General features: G+C 70.4%; 22 protein-coding genes. 9 read left to right on the top strand and 13 right to left on the bottom strand.

From position 1 onward, the window contains the following. Positions 1-133: 133 nt before the first annotated feature. Positions 134-1,840, bottom strand: a complete 1,707-nt coding sequence (locus AB0C20_RS23430) for a bifunctional metallophosphatase/5'-nucleotidase (protein ID WP_357183196.1) — start codon at positions 1,838-1,840, stop codon at positions 134-136. A 297-nt stretch (positions 1,841-2,137) separates the two neighbouring features. Between AB0C20_RS23430 and AB0C20_RS23425 the strand changes: the two genes are divergently transcribed. Further along, positions 2,138-2,917: an alpha/beta hydrolase gene (locus AB0C20_RS23425; RefSeq protein WP_357183193.1), complete on the top strand. Its 780-nt coding sequence runs from the start codon at positions 2,138-2,140 to the stop codon at positions 2,915-2,917. A 34-nt stretch (positions 2,918-2,951) separates the two neighbouring features. Here the strand turns inward: AB0C20_RS23425 and AB0C20_RS23420 are convergent, their stop codons facing one another. Both AB0C20_RS23420 and AB0C20_RS23415 read right to left on the bottom strand, forming a co-directional pair. Then, positions 2,952-3,602, bottom strand: coding sequence for a histone deacetylase (locus AB0C20_RS23420; protein ID WP_357183190.1), 651 nt, complete (start codon positions 3,600-3,602; stop codon positions 2,952-2,954). A 9-nt stretch (positions 3,603-3,611) separates the two neighbouring features. Beyond that, positions 3,612-4,391, bottom strand: a complete 780-nt coding sequence (locus AB0C20_RS23415) for a phosphodiesterase (RefSeq protein WP_357183187.1) — start codon at positions 4,389-4,391, stop codon at positions 3,612-3,614. Between the two features lie 200 nt (positions 4,392-4,591). Between AB0C20_RS23415 and AB0C20_RS23410 the strand changes: the two genes are divergently transcribed. Continuing rightward, positions 4,592-6,001: a sensor domain-containing diguanylate cyclase gene (locus AB0C20_RS23410; RefSeq protein ID WP_357183184.1), complete on the top strand. Its 1,410-nt coding sequence runs from the start codon at positions 4,592-4,594 to the stop codon at positions 5,999-6,001. A 233-nt stretch (positions 6,002-6,234) separates the two neighbouring features. Here AB0C20_RS23410 and AB0C20_RS23405 read toward each other — a convergent pair whose 3' ends face one another. Next, positions 6,235-7,296, bottom strand: a complete 1,062-nt coding sequence (locus AB0C20_RS23405; protein ID WP_238684829.1) for an aspartate-semialdehyde dehydrogenase — start codon at positions 7,294-7,296, stop codon at positions 6,235-6,237. Between the two features lie 5 nt (positions 7,297-7,301). Next, positions 7,302-8,567, bottom strand: a complete 1,266-nt coding sequence (locus tag AB0C20_RS23400; protein WP_030489892.1) for an aspartate kinase — start codon at positions 8,565-8,567, stop codon at positions 7,302-7,304. Between the two features lie 260 nt (positions 8,568-8,827). On the opposite strand from AB0C20_RS23400, the gene AB0C20_RS23395 reads away from it, so the two are divergent. Next, positions 8,828-9,616 carry a hypothetical protein gene (locus AB0C20_RS23395; protein WP_238684830.1) on the top strand — a complete coding sequence of 263 codons (789 nt, stop codon included), beginning with the start codon at positions 8,828-8,830 and terminating at the stop codon, positions 9,614-9,616. A gap of 84 nt (positions 9,617-9,700) precedes the next feature. After that, the gene (locus tag AB0C20_RS23390) at positions 9,701-10,231 is read left to right on the top strand and encodes a nitroreductase family protein (protein ID WP_238684831.1); all 531 of its coding nucleotides are present in this window, start codon (positions 9,701-9,703) and stop codon (positions 10,229-10,231) included. A 13-nt stretch (positions 10,232-10,244) separates the two neighbouring features. On the opposite strand, the gene AB0C20_RS23385 is transcribed toward AB0C20_RS23390, so the two are convergent. Continuing rightward, the gene (locus tag AB0C20_RS23385) at positions 10,245-11,231 is read right to left on the bottom strand and encodes a DUF5937 family protein (protein WP_357568733.1); all 987 of its coding nucleotides are present in this window, start codon (positions 11,229-11,231) and stop codon (positions 10,245-10,247) included. A 77-nt stretch (positions 11,232-11,308) separates the two neighbouring features. On the opposite strand from AB0C20_RS23385, the gene AB0C20_RS23380 reads away from it, so the two are divergent. Continuing rightward, positions 11,309-12,580, top strand: a complete 1,272-nt coding sequence (locus AB0C20_RS23380; RefSeq protein ID WP_357568732.1) for an MFS transporter — start codon at positions 11,309-11,311, stop codon at positions 12,578-12,580. Between the two features lie 237 nt (positions 12,581-12,817). After that, positions 12,818-14,569 (top strand): 2-isopropylmalate synthase, encoded by a 1,752-nt coding sequence (leuA, locus tag AB0C20_RS23375; protein ID WP_357568731.1) that lies wholly within the window; start codon positions 12,818-12,820, stop codon positions 14,567-14,569. Between the two features lie 104 nt (positions 14,570-14,673). Here the strand turns inward: leuA and AB0C20_RS23370 are convergent, their stop codons facing one another. Then, positions 14,674-15,201 (bottom strand): cupin domain-containing protein, encoded by a 528-nt coding sequence (locus tag AB0C20_RS23370; RefSeq protein WP_357190887.1) that lies wholly within the window; start codon positions 15,199-15,201, stop codon positions 14,674-14,676. A 295-nt stretch (positions 15,202-15,496) separates the two neighbouring features. Between AB0C20_RS23370 and AB0C20_RS23365 the strand changes: the two genes are divergently transcribed. Next, entirely contained in the window at positions 15,497-16,180 is a 684-nt protein-coding gene (locus tag AB0C20_RS23365) for a TetR/AcrR family transcriptional regulator (protein ID WP_357190885.1), read from the top strand. A 9-nt stretch (positions 16,181-16,189) separates the two neighbouring features. Here the strand turns inward: AB0C20_RS23365 and AB0C20_RS23360 are convergent, their stop codons facing one another. Further along, a complete protein-coding gene (locus AB0C20_RS23360; RefSeq protein ID WP_357190882.1) occupies positions 16,190-17,692 on the bottom strand; it encodes an MFS transporter in 1,503 nt (500 codons plus the stop codon). Between the two features lie 107 nt (positions 17,693-17,799). Here AB0C20_RS23360 and AB0C20_RS23355 point away from each other — a divergent pair, with 107 nt between their 5' ends. Both AB0C20_RS23355 and AB0C20_RS23350 read left to right on the top strand, forming a co-directional pair. Beyond that, complete coding sequence (locus AB0C20_RS23355; RefSeq protein WP_357190880.1) at positions 17,800-18,438, top strand: HNH endonuclease family protein; 639 nt, start codon at positions 17,800-17,802, stop codon at positions 18,436-18,438. A 14-nt stretch (positions 18,439-18,452) separates the two neighbouring features. Next, positions 18,453-18,821 carry a hypothetical protein gene (locus AB0C20_RS23350; protein ID WP_357190878.1) on the top strand — a complete coding sequence of 123 codons (369 nt, stop codon included), beginning with the start codon at positions 18,453-18,455 and terminating at the stop codon, positions 18,819-18,821. Positions 18,822-18,845: 24 nt separating this feature from the next. On the opposite strand, the gene AB0C20_RS23345 is transcribed toward AB0C20_RS23350, so the two are convergent. The 5 genes from AB0C20_RS23345 to AB0C20_RS23325 all read right to left on the bottom strand — a co-directional run bounded on the left by AB0C20_RS23345 (position 18,846) and on the right by AB0C20_RS23325 (position 24,677). Further along, on the bottom strand, positions 18,846-19,949 hold the full coding sequence (locus AB0C20_RS23345) for an oligopeptide/dipeptide ABC transporter ATP-binding protein (RefSeq protein ID WP_357190876.1): 1,104 nt from the start codon (positions 19,947-19,949) through the stop codon (positions 18,846-18,848). Continuing rightward, positions 19,946-20,959, bottom strand: coding sequence for an ABC transporter ATP-binding protein (locus tag AB0C20_RS23340; RefSeq protein ID WP_357190874.1), 1,014 nt, complete (start codon positions 20,957-20,959; stop codon positions 19,946-19,948). The genes AB0C20_RS23345 and AB0C20_RS23340 overlap by 4 nt, the downstream gene beginning before the upstream one ends. Positions 20,960-20,966: 7 nt before the next feature. Continuing rightward, positions 20,967-21,929 carry an ABC transporter permease gene (locus AB0C20_RS23335; RefSeq protein WP_238690386.1) on the bottom strand — a complete coding sequence of 321 codons (963 nt, stop codon included), beginning with the start codon at positions 21,927-21,929 and terminating at the stop codon, positions 20,967-20,969. Continuing rightward, positions 21,926-22,930 carry an ABC transporter permease gene (locus AB0C20_RS23330; RefSeq protein WP_124776655.1) on the bottom strand — a complete coding sequence of 335 codons (1,005 nt, stop codon included), beginning with the start codon at positions 22,928-22,930 and terminating at the stop codon, positions 21,926-21,928. Before AB0C20_RS23330 ends, AB0C20_RS23335 begins: the two co-directional genes overlap by 4 nt. An 85-nt stretch (positions 22,931-23,015) precedes the next feature. Next, on the bottom strand, positions 23,016-24,677 hold the full coding sequence (locus tag AB0C20_RS23325; RefSeq protein WP_238684840.1) for an ABC transporter substrate-binding protein: 1,662 nt from the start codon (positions 24,675-24,677) through the stop codon (positions 23,016-23,018). Between the last annotated feature and the right edge of the window lie 338 nt (positions 24,678-25,015).

Here is a 25,015-nt window from a genome sequence, read left to right as displayed (position 1 = left end):
CAACCGCTTCGCCCACGCGGCGAGCGTGGCGGCGCGAGGGGCACGGACAAGTGCAGGCGCGGGCAGACGGGGTCGGGGACGGGTCGGGCCCCGGAGCTGGTGCTCCGGGGCCCGATGTCGCGAGGGTCGGCCGTCAGGCGGCGGGGACCTCGGCGGTGGTGCGGATCCGGTCCAGCGTCGGTGCGGAGACCGGCGACTGGGCGGTCAGGTAGTCGACGAAGGCGTCCAGGTCGATCTGGCCGGTGACCGGGTTCGTGCCGCCGGTGAGGGCGCTGAAGCCGTCGCCTCCGCCGGCCAGGAAGTTGTTCACAGTCACCCGGTAGGTGGCGGCGGTGTCGACTGTGGTGCCGCCGAGGGTGAGGCTGCCCCGGACCACGCGGGTGCCGGCGCACGGGTCGGCGACCGTACCGGTGGTGCCGCTCGGGTCGACCACGTAGCCCACTGTGGCCGACGGGTACAGGGTCCGACCGGTGACGAACTGCTGCTCGAGGACGCAGTAGAGCTGCGCGCCGGTGAGGTCCAGTGTCACCAGGTTGTTGGCGAACGGCTGCACAGTGAATGCTTCTTCGTAGGTGACCGGGCCGGCGTCGAGGTCGGCCCGGACCCCGCCGGGGTTCATGAAGGCGGCGACGGCGTTCTGTTCGTCGTCGGTGGCGGCGAGCTGGGCGTCGGCGATCAGGTTGCCCAGGGGTGATTCGCCCAGACTCGTACCGAAGAGGGTTTCCTGAGTCCGGGTGATCGCCTCGTTGGTCACGCCGACCTGGCGTCCGGCGACCGGGCCGAGCACGGTCTTGTACCGGTTGATCAGCGCGGTCTGCCTCGGGTCCTTGGCGACGTCGCGGGTGACCACGACGTTGTTCGCGGCGGCGGAAATGACGTCCCCGCTCCGGCGATCGATCTTCAGGTCGATGTCGGTGACCAGGCGACCGAAGGAGCTGGCGCTGGTGACCAGCTTGCCGTTGATGTCGCAGTTGTACGCCTGGTGGGTGTGCCCGCTGACCACCACGTCGATCGACGGGTCCATCCGGTTGGTGATGTCCACGATGGGGCCGGTCATGCCCACGCAGTCGTTGATTCCGCCGGTCGCGGCCTGGGTGCCACCCTCGTGCAGCAGGACGACGATCGCCTGTACGCCCTTGCGGCGCAGCTCGCGCGCGTACCGGTTGGCGGTGTCCGCCTCGTCGGCGAAGCTGAGGCCGGCGACGCCCTGCTGGCTGACGATCTGCGGGGTGCCTTCCAGGGTCATGCCGATGAAGCCGACCTTGACGCCCTGCACCTTGTGGATCGCGTACGGCGCCATCAGCGGCTTGCCGGTCGCGGTCTTGAAGGCGTTCGCGGACAGGTACTGGAAGCCGGCTCCCCGGTACGGGGTGCCGTCGATGCAGCCGTCCACCGGGTGGCAGCCGCCGTTCTGGATGCGCAGCAGCTCGGCGGCGCCTTCGTCGAACTCGTGGTTGCCGACGCTGGCGTAGTCCAGCCCGGCCATGCTCAGCGCCTCGATTGTCGGCTCGTCGTGGAACGCGGCCGAGAGCAGCGGGGACGCACCGATCAGGTCACCGGCGGCGACGGTGATGGTGTTCTTCTTCTTGGCCGCGGCGCGCAGCTCGGCAAGGTGGGTGGCCAGGAACTCGACGCCACCCGCGGTCTGCCCGGCGATGGTGCCGCTGGACCCGCTCGGCGGTTCGAGGTTGCCGTGGAAGTCGTTGAGGGCGAGCAGGGTGACGTCGACCGGCTTCGGCCGCGCGTCGGCTTGCTCAGGGCTGGTGGCGACCGCGCCGAAAGCGGCCACCGCGAGCGCGGTCAGGCCGACAGCGGCCCGACGCATCCCGGGTATGAACATGGATCTCCTCGTGAGAATCGGCGCGTACGGTGCCTGGCCTCTGGGTCGACCGGGGCCGCCGACGGACGCCGTCGAAAGGGTCGCGGATGACGGTGGTTGCGCATGGCCCCCGCCCAGACAGCCTCTCATCCGGACGCCCACCGGTCGACCCGGGCAGCCCATCGGAGCAGCGCGTACGCCGAGGCCGAAATCGATCATCGTTTAACGCGGTCTGCCGGACAACGTCGGACCCAGGGTCTAGAAAGGACGGGACAGCCAACGAGGAGTGGGGGCGGCATCGTGAGCGGAACGACACCCGTGACGGAGCAGGTGCGATCGGTCGACGGCACACCCATCGCGTTCGAGCGGATCGGTGCCGGGCCGGCTGTCGTCCTCGTCGGCGGCGCGTTCAGCGATCGCAACGCGACCCGCGACCTGGGTGGGGCGCTGGCACCGGATTTCACCGCCTTCAGCTATGACCGTCGGGGTCGGGGCTACAGCGGCGACACCGCACCGTACGAGGTCGGCCGCGAGATCGACGACCTGGCCGCCCTGATCGCGGCGGCGGGTGGTTCCGCCGCCGTCTACGGCATCTCCTCCGGGGCCGTCCTGGCCGCCCTCGCCACCGCGCAGGGCCTGCCGGTGACCAAGTTGGTCATGTTCGAGCCACCGTTCCAGGTCGGCCCACACGTGGGCGTCCGCAAGGACATCACCCCGCAGCTCATCGAGCTGATCGCCGCCGACGACCGGGACGGCGCGGTGCAGACCTTCCTCAGCGCCTCGGTGGGGCTGCCGGCCGAGCAGATCACCGGGATGCGGTCGCAACCGATGTGGGGTGGGCTGACGGCTGTCGCGCACACCCTGGTGTACGACGCGATCGTCACCGCCGGAGGGCGACTCCCCGCCGAGCGGCTGGCGGCCATCACCGCGCCCACCCTCGGGGTGGACAGCACCGGCAGTCCACAGTGGTTGCGGGACGCGAGTCGGGCGGCGGCCGAGGCCGTTCCGGGCGGCCGGTCCGTGAGCCTCGACGGCGGTTACCACGACGTGCCGCCGGCGACGCTGGCCCCCGCGCTGCGTGAGTTCCTGCTCGGTTGACAGCACCAGCGGCCGACGAGGCGCGTGCCGGCCGTCAGTCGTCGGCCAGCGCCTTGTCGACCAGGTCAGCGACGGCGTCCGGTGGCCAGGCGCCCGCCACGCCGGGCCGGGCCGCCAGGTAGGTGGCGATCCGCTCGGCGGGCCAGCCGTGCGACTCGCGCAGCCCTCGGGCGATCATGCCGAGGTAGATCGGCGCGGGAGGTCGGCACGGCACTGCTGACGCCCCCTCGGGGGCGGTGAAGGTGAGCATCGGGACACCGTCGCGGCTGCCCGGGCAGATCAGCGTCTCGTACCGCCCGGGGCCGAGCGTGGCCCGTCCGTTGGCGACGGCTGCGTCGATGGCCGCGCCGGTCGCCGGGATCAGCTCGGTCGTGTCGCCCGGCGGGCGGTACATCTCCTGGGCCGCGATGTCGGTGAACTGCTCCAGGGTGACCAGGTAGGCGCGGGCCGCGGCCTCGCCCGGCAGGTGTGGGTCGTAGAAGGCCATGCCGCCGGTCCAGGCACCGGACTCGCCGGCGAAGTAGATGCCGCCGGGCAGCGACACGGGCGTCGATCGGCTGGGTGGGCGCCGGTCGCGGCAGCCCGGGTACGTCCGCTTTCCGCCGGGCGGGCAGCCGCCACCGATGTACCAGCCCAGCCGGGCGGCGTGCATGTTCGAGCCGTACGAGACGTACCAGGCCAGCATGACGACCCCTTAGAAGCCGCAGATCTGCCCTGCGGAGTGGCTCACCTGCACGGTGTGGGTCACGCAGCCGCCGGCCTCGACCGAGTGCAGCAGGAAGGCGGTGGGCTCGTTTACCCAACCGATCTGCTCGTCGGCGCTCATGGTCAGCGTGCTCTGCTTCCACGTGCTGGGCGCCACTGTGAGGACAGTGCCCGCGTACGCCGTGGTGACCGGGCGGTGGAGGTGGCCGGCGCCGACCCGTACGACGTGCCGGTGGCGGCCGATCACCTCGGCGAGCGCGTCACCGTCGGCGAGCCGGATGGAGTCCGCCGCGGGGATGCCGACAGCGACCGGCGGGTGGTGCAGGAAGATCGCGGCGGGCGCCTCGGGCCGCCCGGCCAGCACCCCGTCGAGCCAGCCGAGCTGTTCCTCGCCGAGTTGGCCGCCGTCGCTGCCGGGGACGAGCGAGTCGAGCACCACGACGGACGCCGCCTCGTGATCGACGTGGTAGTAGGTCGAGAAGCCGCCGCCGAGCCACGGCGTGCCGCCGAACGCGTCGAGCAGGGACTCCCGGTCGTCATGGTTGCCGGTGGTCAGGTGCACCGGCAGCGGGAAGCGGCCGATCACCTCGCGCAGCGCCGCGTACTCGTCGGGCTGGCCGTGGTCGGCCAGGTCGCCGCTGATCACCACGCAGTCCGGTCGGGGTCGCAACGCCAGCACCCGGCCGAGCGCTCGGTGCAACCCGGCGGCCGGTTCGGCGGCTAGCAGGCCGGTGGTCAGGTGCGGATCACTGAGCTGGGCGATGAGCATGGGCTCGCCTCCTCGGCGCCGGGATGCTCCACGCTATCGCCGGTCGCGGCATCCTGCGGGGCCACGTGTCCACAGGCTGCGTCCACAGCCTGTGGATAGCACGTGTGTACGAAGCCCGGCCGGTCCCAGCCACCGTGAGTACGCTTGATCGAGCGGTTCGGCGCCGGCCGAGCCCCTCCCCTACCTGGAACGACGTGCGAGTGGATCATCAGCGAGTCATCCGTGACGTCACCGTCCGCCTGCCGATGGCGTCGAGCACGCCGGAGGCGTGTCGGTGGACGGTCACCGCGCTGTCCCGCCACACCCCGGCGACCATCTCCGTGCTGCTCGCGGTCCACGACCGCCTGCGCTGCGTCGCCGCGACCGGGGCCTGGCAGGTCTTCGCCACAGTGCCGGCGCGGACCGGCATCGTCGGCCGGGTGTACGCGACCGGCGCTCCGGCCGTCGTCCCGGACGTCACAGTCGACCCGGACTACCTGCCAATCCGCCCGGATGTGACAGCCGAGCTGTGCGTACCGGTGCTGGACCCGACGGGCCGGGCGATCGGCGTACTCGACCTGCAGTGGAGTGAGCCGACCGACCTGGAGCCGTGGCGGGAGACCGCGCAGCGGCTGGCCGACGGGCTCGGCGCGCGGATCGCCGCCGTCGGTGGCCCACCTGCGGAGAGCCGCAGCGAGAAGCTGCTCCGGCATGCGGCCGCGCTCTCCTCCGCGCCGACCGAGGGAGAGGTGATGGGGGCCGCCGCCCGCGCCGCCCGGGAGGTCTCCACCCTCTCTACCGCACTACTGCTGATCGGCGGTCAGCTCGGCCCGTCCCCGGCGACGCCGAGCGACCTGGAGACCCGGATCCGCGCCGAGCTGACCGTGGCGGGCCCGGCCGCCCTGGACCGGATGGTCGAGCGGGCACACCGGTACGGCGCCGGGTACACGCTGGGCGAGGCGGGGCATCCCCCCACCGAGGACTACCGGCCGTTGACCCGGGCTGGGGTACGCACGCTTGTCGCCGTGCCGGTCGGTCCAACGGACGCCGGTGGGGTGCTGTTGGTCGCCGACGAACGCGCGCTACGCCCAGACCCGACCACTGTCAGCCTGATGGAGTTGCTCGCCGGGCAGGCCTGGACGAGCGTGGACCGGCTACGCACGCTGGCCCGGCTGCGGGAGCAGGCCAGCTCCGACCCGCTGACCGGGTTGCGGCACACCGGCCCGTTCGGGCAGCGGATCGCTGCCGCCACCCCCGGGCGTACGGCCCTGCTGGCGATCGACGTGGACGGCTTCAAGACCGTTAACGACACGTACGGGCACCAGGCCGGCGACCGGGTGCTGGTCGGGTTGGCCCGGGCGCTGGAGGGGGCGCTGCGGCACGGCGACGAGTTGTACCGGATCGGCGGCGACGAGTTCGTCGCGGTGATCGAGGTGAGCCGCCCGGAGGAGGCGGTCCGGATCGCCGAACGGCTCACCGAGGCGGCCCGACGCGTCGGCCGCACGATCAGCGTGGGCGTGGCGCTACCCCGCCCCGGCGAAACCCCCGACCGCACCCTGAAGAGAGCCGACCAGGCCCTCTACGCGGTCAAACGCCAAGGCCGAGACGGCGTCCTACTCTCCGCCGCGTAACCCCACCCCGCACCCCACGCGCCCCGCGCACCACGCCCCCACGCCCCACGCCTCCACGCCCCACGCCTCCACGCCCCGCCGATCTTGCACTTACGGTTGTCGTTTTGTCGCTCTAGTCCCTTATGTCGCCACAGAAACTGCAAGATCGCGGCGGCGGCGGCGGGGGCGGGTCCGGGGGCTGGGCCCGGGAGGGCGGGGCGGGGCCCGGGAGGGCGGGGGGTCCGGGGGCGGGGTTAGGTGGTGCGGAGTTCTTTGGCTAGGAGTTCGGCGATCTGGGCGGTGTTGAGGGCCGCGCCCTTGCGGAGGTTGTCGCCGGTGACGAAGAAGTCGAGGGCGCGGGGGTCGTCGAGGGCGCGGCGAATCCGGCCGACCCAGGACGGGTCGGTGCCGACGGCGTCGATCGGCATCGGGAACTCCCCGGCCGCGGGGTCGTCGACCAGGATCACCCCTGGTGCGTTGCGCAGTGCCTCGCGGGCGCCCTCGGCGTCGACCTCGGTGGCGAAGACCGCGTGCACGGCGACCGAGTGGGCGGTGACCACCGGCACCCGGACGCAGGTGGCGGAGACTTTGAGGTCGGGGAGGCCGAGGATCTTCCGCGACTCGTTGCGGATCTTCATCTCTTCCGATGACCAGCCGCTGTCCGCCGGGGAACCCGCCCAGGGGACCACGTTGAGTGCCATGGGTGCCGGGAACGGCCCCAGGTCGTCGCCGACAGCCTGGCGTACGTCGCCGGTGCGCGAGCCGAGCGCCCGATCGCCGGCGACCTTGGTGAGCTGATCGTGCAGGATGTCGACGCCGGCCTGGCCGGCACCGGAGACCGCCTGGTAGGAGGCGAGCACCAACTCTCGTAGGCCGTACTCGCGGTGCAGCGGCGCGACGGCGACGATCATCGCGAGGGTGGTGCAGTTGGCGTTGGCGATGATGCCCCGGGGCCGGTTGCGCACCTGCTCGGGGTTGATCTCCGGAACGACCAGTGGGACGTCGCGGTCCATCCGGAACGCGCCGGAGTTGTCGACGGCGATCGCGCCTCGGGCGACGGCGATCGGCGCCCACTCGGCGGAGACCTCGTCGGGCACGTCGAACATGGCCACCTGGACCCCGTCGAACGCCTCGGGGGTCAGCGCCTGGACGACGACTTCCTCGCCCCGGCAGCGCACCCGGCGCCCGACGGAGCGCTCGGAGGCGAGCAGCCGGATCTCACCCCAGACGTTGCGTCGCCCGGTGAGCAGCTCACACATCACGGTGCCGACGGCACCTGTCGCTCCTACCACGGCGAGGGTGGGCAGCGCCGTCATCGGCGCTACCTACCCGTCCCCGCGTAGACCACGGCTTCGGTGTCGCCGCCCAGCTCGAACGCGTCGTGGATGGCGCGGACGGCGGCGTCGAGGTCGGTGTCCCGGCAGACCACGGAGACCCGGATCTCGGAGGTGGAGATCATCTCGATGTTGACCCCGGCGGCGCCGAGCGCGGCGAAGAAGCCGGCAGCCACCCCGGGGTGCGAGCGCATGCCCGCGCCGATCAGTGAGACCTTGCCGACGTGGTCGTCGTAGAGCAGGCCCTTGAACTTGACCGGCTCCTGGATCTTGCTGAGCGCCGCCATCGCGGTGGGGCCGTCGGCCTTGGGCAGGGTGAACGAGATGTCCGTCCGGCCGGTGCCCTCGGTGGAGACGTTCTGCACGATCATGTCGATGTTGATCTCGGCGCCGGCGACGGTGTCGAAGATCCGCGCGGCGGCACCCGGCTCGTCGGGCACCCCGACGATCGTGATCTTGGCCTCGCTGCGGTCGTGCGCGACCCCGGTGATCAGTGCCTGCTCCACGGAAAGGTCCTCCATCGATCCGGTGACCATCGTGCCGGTGTTGGTCGAGTATGACGAACGGACGTGGATCGGCAACCCCGCCCGCCGGGCGTACTCCACGCTACGCAGGTGCAGCACCTTCGCGCCGCAGGCGGCCAGCTCCAACATCTCCTCGTAGGTGATGTGCTGGATGTGTCGGGCGTTGGGCACGATCCGCGGGTCGGCGGTGAAGATGCCGTCCACGTCGGTGTAGATCTCGCAGACGTCCGCGTGCAGGGCTGCGGCGAGCGCCACGGCGGTGGTGTCCGAACCACCGCGGCCCAGCGTGGTGACGTCCTTGGTGTCCTGCGAGACGCCCTGGAAGCCGGCCACGATGACCACCGAGCCCTCGTCGAGCGCGCCCTTGAGCCGCCCGGGGGTGACGTCGATGATTCGGGCGCGGCCGTGCACGGAGGTGGTGATCACGCCAGCCTGCGAGCCGGTGAACGAGCGGGCTTCGTACCCCAGGTTGTGGATGGCCATGGCCAGGAGGGCCATGGAGATCCGCTCCCCGGCGGTGAGCAGCATGTCCAGCTCGCGGCCCGGCGGCAGCGGGCTGACCTGGTTGGCCAGGTCGAGCAGCTCGTCGGTGGTGTCGCCCATCGCGGAGACCACCACCACCACGTCGTCGCCGGCCTTGCGGGCGGCGACGATGCGCTCGGCCACCCGCTTGATCCGCTCGGCGTTGGCGACGGAGGACCCGCCGTACTTCTGCACCACGAGTGCCACGACGGTGCACTCCCTCCCAGCGACCCTGAGCGTGCCGACGCCGCCGGAACCGGGGCCGGCGGCGCGTGTCAGACCTCATGAGGGTATCCGGCGGATAACGAAGCCGGGTCAGGTGATCCCACCATCCGGCCCGGCCGGGACCGGCGAGACCGGTCCCACCAGGTCGAACGGGGTACGCCGGGACACCCCACCCGACACGCCGGGACGAGCCGGGTACGCGCCGGCACCCGCCAACCGCCCGCACCCACCAGAATGGGCCGGTGCCCGTCCTCATCCGCTCGGCCGGCCGTGTGCTCGGGCCGCTCGTCCTCGCCCTGCCAGCCCTCCTGGTCGCCTGCACCAGTGAGCAGCCTCCGACTCCGCCGCCCGCCGACCCGGGGCCGGTCGAGGTGGACGCCGCACGGGATGAGCTGGCGGCGCTGGCCGCGGCGGCTCAGGACCGTCACCTGGTGGCCCAATATGTCTACGGCCAGGCGGGCCAACCGGATCGCACCATCGTGTTCACCAGCGCGAATGACGGGAGCTGGCGGGTGGACGTGCCGGGGGGCGCCCTGGGTGGCACCGCCGACGTCTCGATGGCCAGCACCGCCGACGGGTTGTTCCAGTGCGCCCTGCCGTCGGCCGGTCACACCGAGTCGGCGAGTTGCGTCCGCCTGGGTGATCGCGACGACGCGATCCCGCGCCGGTCCGACCCCCGGGTCCAGCACCTGCTCACCGACTGGCTGGACGTCCTCACCGACCGACGCGCGCCGTTGGCGGTCGCTCCGGCCAACGCGCCCGAGGGCCTCACCGGCACCTGCTACTCGGTGGATTCCACCTCGGCGTCGCTCAACGCCCCGCTGGATGTGGGCATCTACTGCTACGACAAGGACGGCACGCCGACCGGCGTCCGGACCGGGGCCGGGACGCTCCGGCTGGCCGCCGCACCCGGCCCGGCGCCGGCCACCGTGCAGCTGGCCGGTCCGGTGGTGATCGACCGGGAGCCGCTCGACATCGCGGCGCCGCCGACCCCGGACCCGTCGGAGAGCCCGGGCGCGGGAACGCCCTGATCTTCGTCCCGTTACGGGTGCTCTTGCCCACATTCGGCCACCCCATCCTGAGGGGCGAATCACCCATACAGGACGATCCGGTGTATGGCCGACCTCACCCCGCTGCTCGCCTACCGCTGGAGCCCACGAGCCTTCGACCCGAGCGCCGAGCTGACCCCGGAGGAGTCCGCCTCGCTGCTCGAGGCCGCGCGCTGGGCCCCGTCGGCGGAGAACGGGCAGCCCTGGCGGTTCGCCCTCGGCCACCGCGACGACGAGACCTGGAAACGGATCCTGATCAGCCTCCCGGTCGACGACCAGATCTGGATCCGGCACGCCGCGACACTGGTGGTCGGCGCCCACACCGGCCTCGACACCGAGCGGGCCGCGTACGACCTGGGGCAGGCGATCGCTCACCTGACAGTGCAGGCCACAGCGCTCGGCCTGCACGTGCACCAGCTCACCCGGTTCGACCGGGCCGGACTCACCACCGAACTCGACCTGCCCGGAGGCGTCCGCCCGTTGGTGGTCGCCGCCGTCGGCCGGCTCGGGGACCCGTTCGCCCTCCCCGCCGACCTGCACGCCCGGGAGACCGGCCTGCGGCACCGCCGCCCGGTCGCCGAGCTGCTGCTGCGCTGATCGAGCGCCGGGGTCACCCGCCCCGGCTGGCCCGGAGGAGGACCGCCGCCGCATCGGTGTTGCGGTAGCGGACGTGCCGACCCTCGCGGGACCGCGACACCAGGCCGGCGCCGTGCAGCGCGGCCAGGTGCTGGGACACGTTTCCGGCGGACATCCCGGTGAGTCGGGCCAGGTCGGTGGTGGTCAGCGCAGTCTCGAGCAGATGCAGCAGAGCGGTCCGGCCCGGCCCGATCACCCGTGCCAGCGGGTCGCCGGGGGGCGGTGTGGTCGCCTCCCAGAGCGTCCCGACGGCACGGACCGGGTACGCGCCGACCGGCAGCGAATCCTCCAGCAGGTTCCACAGCACGTGCTGCTCGGTGAACACAGTGGGGTTCAGCGCCAGCCCACGACCGCGGAGGTCGAAGTCCCGCTCGAACGTGTCGTCGCTGATCACCCGGTCGCTGTGCCAGCGCAGGCTCGGGTGGAGCTGCTCGAAGAACTGCCCGGCGCCGCTCTCGGCGAGCTGGGCGGCCCGGTACGCCACGTCGGCGTCGAGCAGCGCCCGCATCCGCTGCCAGTCCGGGGCGATCGCCTCGTCGTACCAGACCCGCACCGCGTCGACGACCTGCGGCAGCAGCCCGCCGGGGTCGGCGAGCAGCGCCCGCCCGAACGGGCTCAGCGGTTTTTGCCAGGTGGTCGCCAGCAGGTCCTGGACCACCACGGCCGGCGGTGTCGCGGCGATCTGGTCGAGCTGCTCGGCCATCTCCACGTTCGGTCGGGCCGCCGGGGTCAGGAAGTCGGGCAGCCAGCGACCCGGCACGACCAACCCCACCAGAGGTCGAACCCGGTCGGCCACCTCGGGACGACGCAACGTCACCCGGGCCCGGTCGATCCAAGGCAGGTGCACCGCGTAGCGCACCGGGTTGGCCAGCGCCCACATGCTCATGACCGTCTCGTTGGCCGGTGACACGGCGAGACGCACTCCCGCCACGTCGGCCAGGCTGAACCGCAACTCGGACACACGCCCCCCTGGAGCAGGATTCGATCCAGCCTAAAAGACTCGACCGGGGTCATGGGGAACCGATTCACTCCCCGAACATGGGGACCAGAGAAACCATCCGCACCGCCGTTCGAGACGTCGTACCGCCGGCCGGGCTGACCCGCGCCCTGGCCGTGCAGGCCATGGTCTACGCCGTCGGCAGCGGCCTGTTCCACGCCGGCAGCGCCGTCTTCTTCACCCGGGCGCTCGGGCTCAGCGCCGCGCAGGTCGGGTTGGGGCTGTCCATCGCGGCGGGGGTGTCGCTGCTGGGCACGGTGCCGCTGGGTGGGCTCACCGACCGGTACGGGCCGCAGCGGGTCTGGGTGGTGGGGCTGGTGCTGAACGCGGCGCTGTTCGCGACCTACCCGTTCGTGGGTGGCTTCGCGGGGTTCCTCGCCGTCGTGGTGGCGCTGGCCGCAGTGGACGCCGCTGTCGGCGTGGCCCGGCAGGTCTACTCGATCAACGCGCTTCCGCCTGCCGAACGGGTCACGGCGATGGCGTACCAGCGCTCGTCGCTGAACGTCGGCTTCGGGCTCGGCGCGGTGATCAGCGGCCTGGTGCTGGCGGTGGACACGATCACGGCGTACCGGGGGATGGTCTGGTTCATCTCGACGGTCTTCCTCGTGACGGCCCTCTTCGTGCGGCGACTGCCCCGGCTGCCGCAGGTGGCCCGACCGGCGGAGCCGATGAGTCGGCTCGCCGTGCTCCGGGACCGGCCGTTCATGGCGGTGTCAGTCCTGTCCGGGTTGCTCACCGCGCACGGGGTGCTCTACCTGACGGTCCTGCCGCTGTGGATCCTCACCCACACCGACGCCCCGAAGACGGTGATCGCCGGGCTGGTGCTGCTCAACACGATCCTGATCGTGCTGCTCCAGGTACGTGTCAGCCGGGGCGCGGACACCGCGGCGGGAGCGGCCCGGGCCTCCCGTCGGGGTGGACTGCTGATCGCGCTGTTCTGTCTGGTCCTGCCGATTTCCGGCGTCACTCGGGGCGCGCTCACAGTGGTGGTGCTGGTAGCCGCCGCGTTGCTGCTGATCCTGGCCGAGCTGATCGAGTCGGCGGGCAGTTGGGGGCTCACCGCCACCCTCCCGCCGGCCGACCAGCGCGGTGCGTACGTGGGGGCGCTCGGACTCGGCGTGCAGGTCCAGTACCTGATCGCGCCGGCGGGGCTGACAGCGCTCGGGGTGACCACCGGCGGGTGGGGTTGGTTACCGACGGCAGCGATCTTCGTGCTGGTAGCGGTGGCGATCGTGCCCGCTGTGGCCTGGGCGCAACGGACGCCGAGGCTGGGTGCCGAGGCCGCGAAGCCGGCCATGACCCCGGTCCCATAGTCCGGACCTGTCTTTCCACCCCCGGTTCCATCACGTAGGGTGACCTGGTCATGTGGCAGGCGCTGCTCCTCCTTAGCCGCCGCGACGAGGCCTGACCGGCCGGCACCTCGTCGCGGAGTCGCATCGCGCCGTCCAGCACATCCGAGTTTCTTCTCGGCACCGCCGCGCACCGTCGCCCGGCATCTCGCCGACACCTTCCGATCTGCTGACGCCACATGTTCCAGGGAGCACTCTGAGATGGCTCAACCTGTCACCGACGCCGAAACCGATCCGATCGCCCGGCAACGCCCGAGCCGGATGCCGTACCACCGCTACCAGCCGTACCGGGAGCAGTTCCGGGTCGAACTGCCCGACCGCACCTGGCCCACCCGCACCGTCGAGGCCGCCCCCCGCTGGTGTGCTGTGGATCTCCGCGACGGCAACCAGGCCCTGATCGACCCGATGTCGCCCGAGCGCAAGCGCCGGATGTTCCAGCTGCTGGTCCAGATGGGCTACAAGGAGATCGAGGTCGGCTTCCCGTCGGCCAGCCAGACCGACTTCGACTTCGTCCGGCAGCTCATCGACGACGACATGATCCCGGACGACGTCACCATCCAGGTGCTCACGCAGTGCCGGGAGCACCTGATCGACCGGACGTTCGAGTCGCTGCGCGGCGCGAAGCGGGCCATCGTGCACTTCTACAACTCGACCTCCACCCTCCAGCGGCGGGTGGTCTTCGGCCTGGATCGGGACGGCATCGCCGACATCGCCACCACCGGGGCGCGGCTCTGCCAGAAGTACGCCGAGATCCACACCCCGGACACGGAGATCTTCTACGAGTACTCGCCGGAGTCGTACACGGGCACCGAGCTGGAGTACGCGCTGGAGGTCTGCTCCCGGGTGATCGACGTGATCGACCCGACCCCGGACCGTCCGCTGATCATCAACCTGCCGGCCACCGTCGAGATGGCCACCCCCAACGTGTACGCCGACTCGATCGAGTGGATGCACAGGCACCTGCCGCGCCGGGACAGCGTGGTGCTGAGCCTGCACCCGCACAACGACCGGGGCACCGGCGTGGCCGCCGCCGAGCTGGGCCTGCTCGCCGGCGCGGACCGCATCGAGGGCTGCCTGTTCGGCAACGGTGAGCGCACCGGCAACGTCGACCTGGTGACCCTGGGGCTCAACATCTTCTCCCAGGGCATCGACCCGATGATCGACTTCTCGAACATCGACGAGATCCGGCGAGCCGTCGAGTACTGCAACCAGCTGCCTGTGCACGAGCGCCACCCGTACGCGGGCGACCTGGTCTACACCGCCTTCTCCGGCTCCCACCAGGACGCGATCAAGAAGGGCTTCGACGCCCTCGCCGCCGACGCGAAGGCGGCCGGCGTACCGATGGACGAGCACACCTGGGCGGTGCCGTACCTGCCGATCGACCCGAAGGACCTGGGCCGCACCTACGAGGCGGTCATCCGGGTCAACTCGCAGTCCGGCAAGGGCGGCGTCGCGTACATCATGAAGAGCGAGCACCAACTGGACCTGCCGCGCCGGCTCCAGATCGAGTTCTCCGGCGTGGTGCAGCAGGTCACCGATCACGACGGCGGCGAGGTCGACCCGGCCGCCATGTGGGAGATCTTCGCGACGCACTACCTGCTCGACCACCAGCCCGACCCGACGGTCCGGCTGGCCGGCTACACGATCGGCACTGTGGACGGCAAGGTCGAGATCGAGGCCCAGGTCGGTGTGGGCGGCGAGCAGCGCTCGCTCGCCGCGGTCGGCAACGGCCCGATCGACGCGTACGTCAACGCGCTCCAGTCGGTCGGGGTGGGCGTACGGGTGCTCGACTACCACGAGCACGCGCTCTCCTCCGGTGGTGACGCGCAGGCCGCCGCGTACGTGGAGTGTGAGGTGGACGGCAGGACGGTCTGGGGTGTCGGCACCGACGCCAACATCGTCACCGCGTCGATCAAGGCGGTCACCAGCGCCGTCAACCGCGCCCGGAGCTGACAAGACGGAGGCGGTCCGCACGGCGGACCGCCTCCTATCCGGTCCGCCCGCTGCCGGTCAGGAGACCCGGATCACCTGCGGCGGAGCTTCGACGGTGCTGCGTGTCACGGCATCTCCGGAAGGATGTCCGTGTCCAGGTCGAGCCGGTCCACTACTTCCTTCATCAGTCCGAAGCGCGCCATGTCCCAGGGCGGGACCGGCACGCCGGGCTGCGGGTCGTCGCCACCCTCGACGAAGGACGCCTCCAAGCCGCCTGGGGTGAACATGAAGAGCAGCTTTGCGGTGTGGAGGCTCTTGTTCGTGAAACGGTGGCGGATGCCTCGCGGCACGAAGAGGAAGTCGCCCGACTGGGCCGTGTAGGTGCGATCTCCGTCAAGAAACTCAAGCTCACCGGAGAGTAGGTAGAACGCCTCGTCGCCGCTGTTGTGTACGTGCGCGACCGGCCCACCGCCAGGCGGCACGGAGGCTTCGACGAGCCCGAGTGAACCGTTGGTCGTCTTTGCGGTGGCCTTCATGGTGTACACGTCGCCGGCCACCCACTTGGTGATGCCCTCACCGGCCGGTACGTAGATGGCACCGCTTTTCGTGTAGCGCGGATCTTCCGAGGTCGAGGCCTGCATGGGGAGGCTCATTCACACATTCCTTACGGGTTGCGTAGCGGCAGCAGCGTTCCGTCAAGGACCGCTCCAGCTGGGGCAGGTCACCGTCAGGGGTGGCGGGAAGGCCCCTCGCCAACCGTCTGACACCTGTCAGATTACGTCCTGTCTGACACGTGTCAAGCGAGAGGCGCGTCACGCCCGGCGTCCCTGTTGCGCCGTGAGCCGAGCGGGGACATCGGGGAGGTTCGGCCACTCCCGTACGCTGAACCAGGGGCGACATCTCGGGTGAAGATGGTCGAGCCCCCTACCGGGGATTGGAGCGTGGCGCGTGTCCGGGGATCAGCGGAGTCAACTGCCTGGACGACCGGCCCGCACGCGAGAGCCCCAGGTTGTCCTGACCGACTCCGAAATCCTGCAACGCGGGCTCGACGCTTTCGCGGAAATGGGCTATCGCGGTGCCTCGGTTCGCGAACTCGCTAAACGTCTCGGCGTCAGCCACAACTTCATCAACGACCGTTTCGGGTCGAAGGAGAACTTCTGGCGCGTGGTGATCGACTTCGCCATGGAAGGCATGGCAAGAGAGATCAACACGGTCTTCGAGGCCGACCTGGACGACGGTGAGGTCTTCAGGAGAGCCGTCGTCGAGTTCTATTCGTTCGCCGCGAAAAGCCCTCAGGCGAACCGGATAATGTCGGAGGAGTCGGCCGCAGACTCGGGTCGGCTGGATTACATCTTCAGCAATTACACCAGCCAGTTCCTGGCCCGACTGTGGCCTGTCGCGGAACGACTCATGGACGCCGGACGGGTGCCGCGGATACCGCTGGCCGTGCTGTTCACCGCCGTCAGTGGTCCCGCCCTGGCACTGACTCACAGCCCGATGACCCAACGTCTCGGCGGGCCGGTAAACCCGACCGCAGAGGAAGTTGAGTGCTGGGCACGATCCCTGGCAGAGGTGGTCCTGCAAGGGCTGCTCCCCGCCGGGCCGCATCGGGCACCGCACGCGGCCGAATAACCTCTCCCTTCACTTCGGCTGGGCCGGCGGTGTCGCGGCGGGCAGTGAGTGGCAGGGCTGGGACGGCGGGGCTTCCCGGGGCGGTCGGCGGACCAGCACGAGGGCCAGCAGCGCGCCGGCCACGAGCAACCCCGCACACCACTCCATCGCGCCCCGGAACGCGTCGGTCAGTTCGGCCTTCTGCTCGTACCCGCCGCCGGAGAGCCCGACCAGCAGCGGCAGCGCAGCCACCGCGAGCAGTCCGCCGGCGCGGGAGGCGGCGTTGTTGAACCCGCTGGCCACCCCGGAGAACCGGTCCTGCACGGCGGCCAGCACCGACGCGGTCAGCGGTGCCACCACCAGGGTCAACCCGATGCCGAAGAGCAGCACCCCGGGCAGCACGTCCCGCCAGTACGACGCGCCCGGTCCGACGCCGCGCAGCAGCAGCAGGCCGACCGCGGCGACCACCGGTCCGATGGCCAGCGGCAGCCGTGGGCCGATCCGGGCGGACAGCGCACCGGCGCGCGCGGAGCCGACCAGCAGCAGCAGGGTCATCGGCAGCAACGCGATGCCGGTGCGGAAGGCCGACCAGCCGACCACGTTCTGCAGGTAGACGGCGAAGAAGAAGGTGAAGCCGCCGAGCGCCGCGTAGACGACGACCGTGAAGATGTTCAGCACCGAGAAGAGTCGGCTGCCGAACAGCCCGGTGGGCAGCATCGCCGCGTCGCCACGCCGCCGTTCCAGCAGGACGAAGGCCACCGCGGAGAGCACCCCGATCACTGCGGCGATCAGCACCTCGGCGGAGTCGAACCCGCGGGCCGGCGCGTCGATCAGGGCGTAGGTGACGCCGGCGAGCGCGAGCGCTCCGAGCAGAGCGCCGGCGACGTCGAACCGACGTCGGGCCCGACCCCGTCCCTCGGTGCGGGAGGCGCTCTCGTCCCGGCTCTCCGGCACCCAGCGCAGGGCGGCCAGCAGCACCAGCACGGCGATCGGCAGGTTGAGGAAGAAGATCCAGCGCCAGGAGAGCGAGTCGATCAGCCAGCCCCCGATGAACGGGCCCAGCGCTGTGGACACCCCGGACAGCCCGGCCCAGGCACCGATCGCCCGACCCCTGTCGTCGGGATGGAAGCTCGCCTGGAGCACCGACAGCGACCCGGGCGTGAGCAGCGCGCCACCGGCGCCCTGGAGGAACCGGGCCGCGATCAGCATGCTGGTGTCCTGGGCCAGCCCGCAGAGCACGGAGGCGGCGGTGAACCAGACCACGCCGATGAGGAAGATGCGTCGCCGGCCGAAGCGGTCGCCGAGCGCGCCACCGAGCAGCACGAACGCCGCCAGCATCAGCAGATAGCCGTTGATGGTCCACTGAAGATCGGCGACGTTCGCGCCGAGATCCTGCCCGAGCTTCGGCAGCGCCACGTTGACGACGGTGCTGTCGAGGAAGACCATTCCAGAGGCGAGTACGGCGGCGAGCAGCGTGCCCCGGCCGGCGGTGGTGCCCATCCGGAGGGCGGTCGCCGGTACGGGTGCGGTCATCCCACCAATGTGCCTTGCATCATGTGGGAGACGCCACGAAACGCCGAAACCGTGCCCGGGTACTGTGCGCAATCGCCGGGAGCCCCCAAGCTGGAGAGGTGTCGTCTGTGCGTACCAGATCAGGACCGCGAGCGGCGGTGGCCGCGCTTACCGCGGCGCTGGCGCTCGGCGTGGCCGGTTGCGTCCCGCAGGATGAGCCGACCACACCGCCGTCGAGCGACGGCGGCAACGCCGCTGAGCAGCTGAGCCAGCTCACCGTCGCTACCGCCGGCTCGATGAAGGGCTACAGCCGGGAGCGATTTCCGCACTGGCGGGACACCGGCAAGAACTGCGATATCCGGGACAGCATCCTCCAGCGCGACGGCAAGGACGTGAAGCTCTCCGGCTGCAACGTGGTCGGTGGGCGCTGGGAGAGCGTGTACGACGGTCGTAGCTTCTCGGATCCCTCCGACGTGGACATCGACCACATGGTGCCGTTGGCCAACGCCTGGCGCTCGGGTGCCGACGAGTGGGACAACGCGAAGCGCGGCGATTTCGCCAACGACACCACCCGTCCGCAGCTCTTCGCGGTTTCCGCCTCGTCGAACCGGGCAAAGGGTGACCAGGACCCGTCCCAGTGGAAACCGGCGAACCGGTCTTACTGGTGCAAATACGCCCAGGACTGGGTGACGGTCAAGCACTACTGGAAGCTGACGGTGACCAGCGCCGAGAAGGCCGCCCTGACCGACATGTTGGAGGGCTGTTAAGTGGGGAGTGACTCGTGACCGCCGCCGGGGAGAGCGGCCCGTCCGCCGCCGGTATGACCGCTGACGGCACCGCCGAGAGCCCCGCCGCCGTGCCGGGTGCCGGCATGGTCGCGGACTCGGGCGGGGCAGCCGGCCCGCAGGCCCGCACCACCGACATCGTGCCCGGCCCCGGCGGCGTGATGACCGACGAGGTCGGTGTCGTCACCGGCGACCTGACGCTGCGCACCGAGTACGCGGACGGCACTGTCACGGTGCGGGTGCAGTACAAGGACGCGGACGAGTGGTACGCGGTTACCGGCACGTCGGTCACGCTGGCCGACCCGGCTGGGCTGGACGCGGTGCACGGCGTCGCGGTGGGGCTGCTGAACCGCCCCGAGGGCTGACGAGCGCCGGCACCGCGTCCAGTCTCAGACGTACGAGCCCGGCTCGGTGGGCGCGGAGACCACGCCCGGCGCGTCCCCCTCGCCCTCGGGTCGGACGATCTGCGCGCTGACCCCGTGCGGGCGCAGCTCGCCGCTGGCGATCTGCTCGGCAAAGTGGCAGGCCACCCGGCTGGCGCCGATGTCCCGCAGCACCGGTCGCTCGTCCGCGCACCGGGTGGGCTGCGCCCACGGGCAGCGGGTGTGGAAGCGGCAGCCGGACGGCGGGTTGGCCGGCGACGGCAGGTCACCGGCGAGCAGGATCCGCTCCCGGCGGTCCTCCACGTCCGGATCCGGCACCGGCACCGCCGACATCAGCGCCCGGGTGTACGGGTGCAGCGGCTCGGTGTAGAGCCTGTCGCTCGGCGCCTCCTCGACCAGCGCGCCCAGGTACATGACGCCGACGGTGTCGGAGATGTGCCGGACCACAGCGAGATCGTGCGCGATCACCAGATAGGTAAGCCCCAGACTGTCCTGGAGTTCGTCCAGCAGGTTGACCACCTGGGCCTGGATCGACACGTCGAGCGCCGAGACCGGCTCGTCGGCGACGATCAGCTCCGGCCCGAGCACCAGCGCGCGGGCGATGCCGATGCGCTGCCGCTGCCCGCCGGAGAACTCGTGCGGGTAGCGCGACAGCGCCCAGCGCGGCAGCCCGACCGCGTCCAGGGTCTCGCCGATGATCCGCCGACGGTCGGTCCGGTCGGTGCCGATCCCGTGGGTCTGGAGGCCCTCGGTCAGGATCGACTCGACGTTCTGCCGGGGATCGAGGCTGGACATCGGGTCCTGGAAGATCATCTGCATCCGGCGACGCATGCTGCGCAGCTTGCCGGACGGCAGCGTCGTCAGCTCGACGCCGTCGAAGCTGACCTCGCCTGCTGTCGGCGGGGTGAGCTGGAGCAGCGCCCGACCCAACGTGGACTTGCCGCAGCCGGACTCACCCACCAGGCCGTAGGTCTTGCCGCGCGCGATGCTCAGGTCGACACCGTCGACGGCCTTCACCTGGCCGACCACCCGGTCGAAGAGCACCCCCCGTTTGATCGGGAAGTGCACCTTCAGGTCGCGCACCTCGACGAGGATGTCGTCGTCACTCACGCTTGTTCCTCCTCGCGCGGGGCGGGCACCATGCCCGGCAGCGGCTCCGGGTTGACGCACCGGTAGCTCCGTCCGTCGTGCGCGTGCACCAGCTCCGGCGGCTCACCCACACACTCGTCGACCCGGCGGGCGCAGCGTGGGGCGAAGGCGCATCCGTCCGGCCAGGGCAGCAGGTCGCGGACCGAACCGGGGATCGGGTTGAGCTTCTCGCCCCGCCCGGCGTCCAGGCGCGGCACCGAGCCGAGCAGACCGACCGTGTACGGGTGACGCGGCTGGCGGAACAGCGGACGACGGCGGGCCGTCTCCACCACCCGGCCGCCGTAGAGCACGTTGACGGTGTCGCACATGCCAGCCACCACGCCCAGATCGTGCGTGATCATCAACAGTGCGGTGCCGGAGTCCCGGACCAGTTCCTTGAGCAGCTCGAGGATCTGGGCCTGGATGGTGACGTCCAGCGCGGTGGTCGGCTCGTCGGCGATCAGCAGCCGTGGCTGGCAGGCCACCGCCATGGCGATGAGCGCGCGCTGGCGCATCCCACCGGAGAGCTGGTGCGGGTACTCCTTGAGCCGCCGCTTCGGGTCGGGAATGCCGACCCGGTCCAGCAGCGCCGCGGCCTCCTTCGCGGCGGCCTCGCCCTTCATCCCTCGGTGCCGGGTGAGCACCTCGGTCACCTGCAACCCGATCGGGATCACCGGGTTCAACGAGGAGAGCGGGTCCTGGAAGATCATCGCGATGTCCCGACCCCGGATGTCCCGGCGCGACCGGTCGTCGAGCTGGAGCAGGTCGGTGCCGTCGAAGACGGCCTTGCCGCCGACCCGCAGGCCGGGCTGCTTGGGCAACAGGCCCATGATCGCGAGCGAGGTGACGCTCTTGCCGCAGCCGGACTCACCGACCAGGCCGACCACCTCACCGGCGTCGACCGAGAAGGACACCCCGTCGACGGCGTGCACGGCCCGCTGACCACGGCGGGCGAACGTGACGGAGAGATCTTCAACTTCGAGCAGTGCCATTGCGGGCCTACTTCCGCAGTTTCGGGTCGAGGGCCTCGCGCATCGCCTCACCCAGCAGGGTGAAGCCGAGCGCGGTGATGATGATCGCGACGGCCGGGTAGATCGCCAGTGACGGCCGGATGCCGAGGTACTGCTGCGCGTCGGCGAGCATGACCCCCCACTCCGGTACGGCGGTGTCCGGGTTGCCGAGGCCGAGGAAGGAGAGCGCCGCGGCCTCGATGATCGCGGTGGCCAGGGTCAGCGTGGCCTGCACGATCACCGGGGCGAGCGAGTTCGGCACCACGTGCGTCAGCGCGATCTTCGACTTCTTGACGCCGAGCGAGGTCGCCGCCAGCACGTAGTCGCTGTTGGCCTGGGAGATCATCGAGCCGCGCAGCAGCCGGGCGAACACCGGCACCGAGACCACGCCGACCGCGATCATCACAGTGGTCAGGCTGGCCCCGAGCAGGGCGGCGATGCTCACCGCCAGCAGCAGGCTCGGCATCGCCAGCAGCATGTCGATGAAGCGCATCAGGGTGGTGTCGATCCACCGCCCCCACCGGCCACCGAGGCCGGCCGCGGCGCCGGAGACGCCACCGATCAGCGCGCCGACCGCCAGACCGATCAGGGTGGAGACCACGCCGACCAGCAGGGTCTGGCGGGCGCCCACGATCATCCGGCTGAACTCGTCGCGGCCCTGGTGGTCGTAACCGAACCAGTGGTCGCCGGTCGGGCCGGGAATGACACCCGGCTTGATCAGCCCTTCCCGGATACCGATCGTGTCCGTCGCCGCGTACGGCACGAGGAACGGGCCGACCACAGCGACCAGCACGAAGAGCGCCAGGATGACAGCGCCGACGATCGCGGCGGGGTTACCCCGCAGCCGGCGGAACGCCTCCTGCCAGAGGCTGACGCCCCGCTCGTCGTCGCGGGCGGCCAGCTCGGAGAGCCTGTCGATCTTTTCGCGCTTCTTGCCTGGGCTGAGTGTCATCGCACCCTCACCCTCGGGTCGATGAAGCTGTAGGAGAGATCGACCAGGAGGTTCACCAGCACGTACACCACCGCGATGATCAGGATGAAGCCCATCAGCACCGGATAGTCGCGTTGGCCGATGGCCTCGGCGACGAACGCTCCGATGCCGCTGAAGGCGAAGACGGTCTCGGTCAGCACCGCGCCGGAAAGCAGGCCGCCCGCGAGCAGACCGATCGAGGTGGCGACCGGCAGCATGGCGTTGCGCAGGACGTGCCGGCGACGAACCGTCTGCTCGGTCAGGCCCTTCGCCTCGGCGGTCCGTACGAAGTCCTCGTTCAGCACCTCCAGCACGCTCGCCCGGGTGATCCGGACAATGATCGCCAGCGGGATGCTGGCCAGCGCGATGCTGGGCAACACCAGATGCCAGAGGGCGTCGGCGGCGGCGTCCCACTCACGGGTCATCAACCCGTCGAGGACGAAGAAGTTGGTGACCCGGGTCGCCCCGAGTGTCGGGTCCTGCCGGCCGCTGGACGGGAACCAGTGCAGGTTCTCCGAGAAGATCGCTTTGAGCACGTAGCCCAGGAAGAAGACCGGGATGCAGATGCCGATCAGCGAGCCGCCCACTGACGCGTGGTCCAGGAAACGGCCGCGACGACGGGCGGCCAGGTAGCCCAGCGGGATACCGACGCCGATCGCGATGATCATCGCGGTGATGGTCAGCTCGACGGTGCCGGGGAAGCGCTCGATGAACTCCGTGGTGACCGCCCGCTTGGTGGAGGTCGAGGTGCCCAGGTCGAGCTTGATCATCCGCCGTACGAAACGGCCGTACTGCACCAGGATGGGCTCGTCGAGCCCCATGTTGCGGCGGATCGCGGCCCGCATCTCGGGGGTGCCGCGCTCGCCGAGGATGGCGGTCTCGGGGCCGCCGGGGAGTCGGCGGAGCCAGATGAAGAGCAGGAGGGAGAGCCCGAACAGCGTGGGTATCAGCTGAAGCAGGCGCCTGACGATGAACCGGAACACGGCGGCCTCGAAGGGGTGCGGAGGGTTGCGGGCGGGCGCTGTGCGACAGCGCCCGCCCGCGTTCCTTGCTGCGTCAGATCAGGACTTACTTGAACTCGGCGGTCGCGTACCGCTCGTCGGTGAGCGGGCTCGCCTTGACGCCGGTCACGTCCTTGCCGAACACGATCGCCGGCGGCGAGTGCGAGATCGGCACACCGGGCAGGAACTCCATCACGGACTTGTTCAGGGCCTTGTACTTCTCGGTCCGGGCCGCGATGTCGGCGGTGCCGTCCGCGTCCTTGAACTGGTCGAACAGGGCCTTGTTGTTGAAGCCCCACTCGTCCTTCGGCCGGTCGAAGAAGGTGCCGATGAAGTTGTAGGCGTCGCCGTAGTCGCCGGTCCAGCCCAGGAAGTGGATGTCGTGCTTGCTACCCGAGGTGGTGGCGTTCAGGTAGTCCGGGCTCCACTTCAGCGGGATCGCCTCGACGGTGATGCCAACGGCCTTCAGGTCCGCCGAGAGCAACTCGAAGATGTCCTTCGGGTTCGGCATGTACGGCCGGGTGACCTCGGTCGGGTAGTGGAACTTCAGCGTCAGGTTCGACGCGCCGGCCTCGGCCAGCAGCGCCTTCGCCTTGGCCGGGTCGTAGGTGTACTTGGTGACGTCACCGTTCCAGCCCTCGACGGTGTCCGGCATGAAGTTGTCGGCGACCTTGGCACCCGGCGGCAGCTTGGAGGTGACCAGCTGCTGGCGGTTCAGGGCGTACGCGATGGCCTGCCGGACGCGGATGTCGGCGAGCTTCGGGTTGCCCTTCTGGTTCATCGCCAGGTAGAGCACGTTGAACGCCGGGCGCGTGAGCATGTTGAAGCCCTCGCTCTTCAGCGGCTCGACGTCGGCCGGGCCAACCAGGTCGTAGCCCTGGATGTCACCGGAGCGCAGCGCCTGCTTGCGGGCGTTCTCATCCGAGATCGTCTTGAAGATGAGGGTCTTCAGCTTGGCCTTGGCGCCCGAGTAGTCCTCGTTGCGCTCCAGGGTCAGCGTCTTGTTCGCCACGTCCCAGGTCTTGAACTTGAACGGGCCGGTGCCGGTCGGGTGCTCCGTCGCGTACGACGGGTACTTGATGTCCTCGGCGGTGCCCGCGACGTTGCTCGCGTCGAACTCCTGCAGCGCCTTCGGGCTGTGGATGGAGAACGAGGGGAGCATCAGCGCGGCCGGGACCTTGCTGGAGACCCGGGTGAAGGCCAGGTCCACAGTGGTGGCGTCCTTGGCGGTGCAGGACTTGAAGAGACTCGGCGGGAGATCCGCGTTCTCGTTCTTGGCGAAGCCGCCCATGACGTCCTGCCAGTACGCGGTCACGTCCGGGCTCTGCATGAGGCCCTTGGCGTTGTACCAGCGGTTGAAGTTGACGCAGACGGCCTCGGCGTTGAAGTCGGTGCCGTCGTGGAACTTCACGCCCGAGCGGAGCTTGAAGGTCCAGGTGGTGCCGGCGGCGTCCGGGGTCCAGGACTCGGCCAGGCCGGGGGTGACCTTCGTGCCACCCTCCTCCGGTCGGACCAGGGTCTCGAAGACCTGACGCGCCACGCGCAGCGACTCACCGTCGCTGGCGAAGCTCGGGTCGAGCACCTTCGGGTCTCCGGCGACGCCGAAGACGAGGGTGTCCTTCTTGCTACCGCCGGATTTGTCGTCGCGGTTGCTCTCGGCGCAGCCTGCTACCGCGAGGGCCGCGACCGCGATGGCCGCGATCGCGGCCTTCGGCCTGGGTGCACGCATGTGTGCTTCACCTCGTCCTTGGGGGTACGGACAACGTGGTGACAGGGGTCACCGATGGCGGTGACCATAGCTCCCGATGCGTCCACCCGGAAACCGCTGAGTGGACGGTTGGTATCGGATCGTGCCTCAACCGCCGCTTGACATTCGATTCTTAGGCAAACAGCGGGAAAAACCGATCAATCAGCACCCGCGATGCCAAACTGTTACGTCGAACAGCCCCGATGAGGGCACAGGTGTCAGATCATTTCCGGGCAGAGACGCAGCGGTGGCCGGCACCCATGCCATGTACGCGGGGATCGCGCCGGCCTCCAGCACCGAGAAACCGGCGGCGATGGTGG

Source organism: Micromonospora sp. NPDC048843, from assembly GCF_040649965.1.
Lineage (GTDB): Bacteria > Actinomycetota > Actinomycetes > Mycobacteriales > Micromonosporaceae > Micromonospora > Micromonospora hortensis.
The sequence above is the reverse complement of the archived record's forward strand: the minus strand, read 5'-3'. Positions and strand labels throughout refer to the sequence as shown.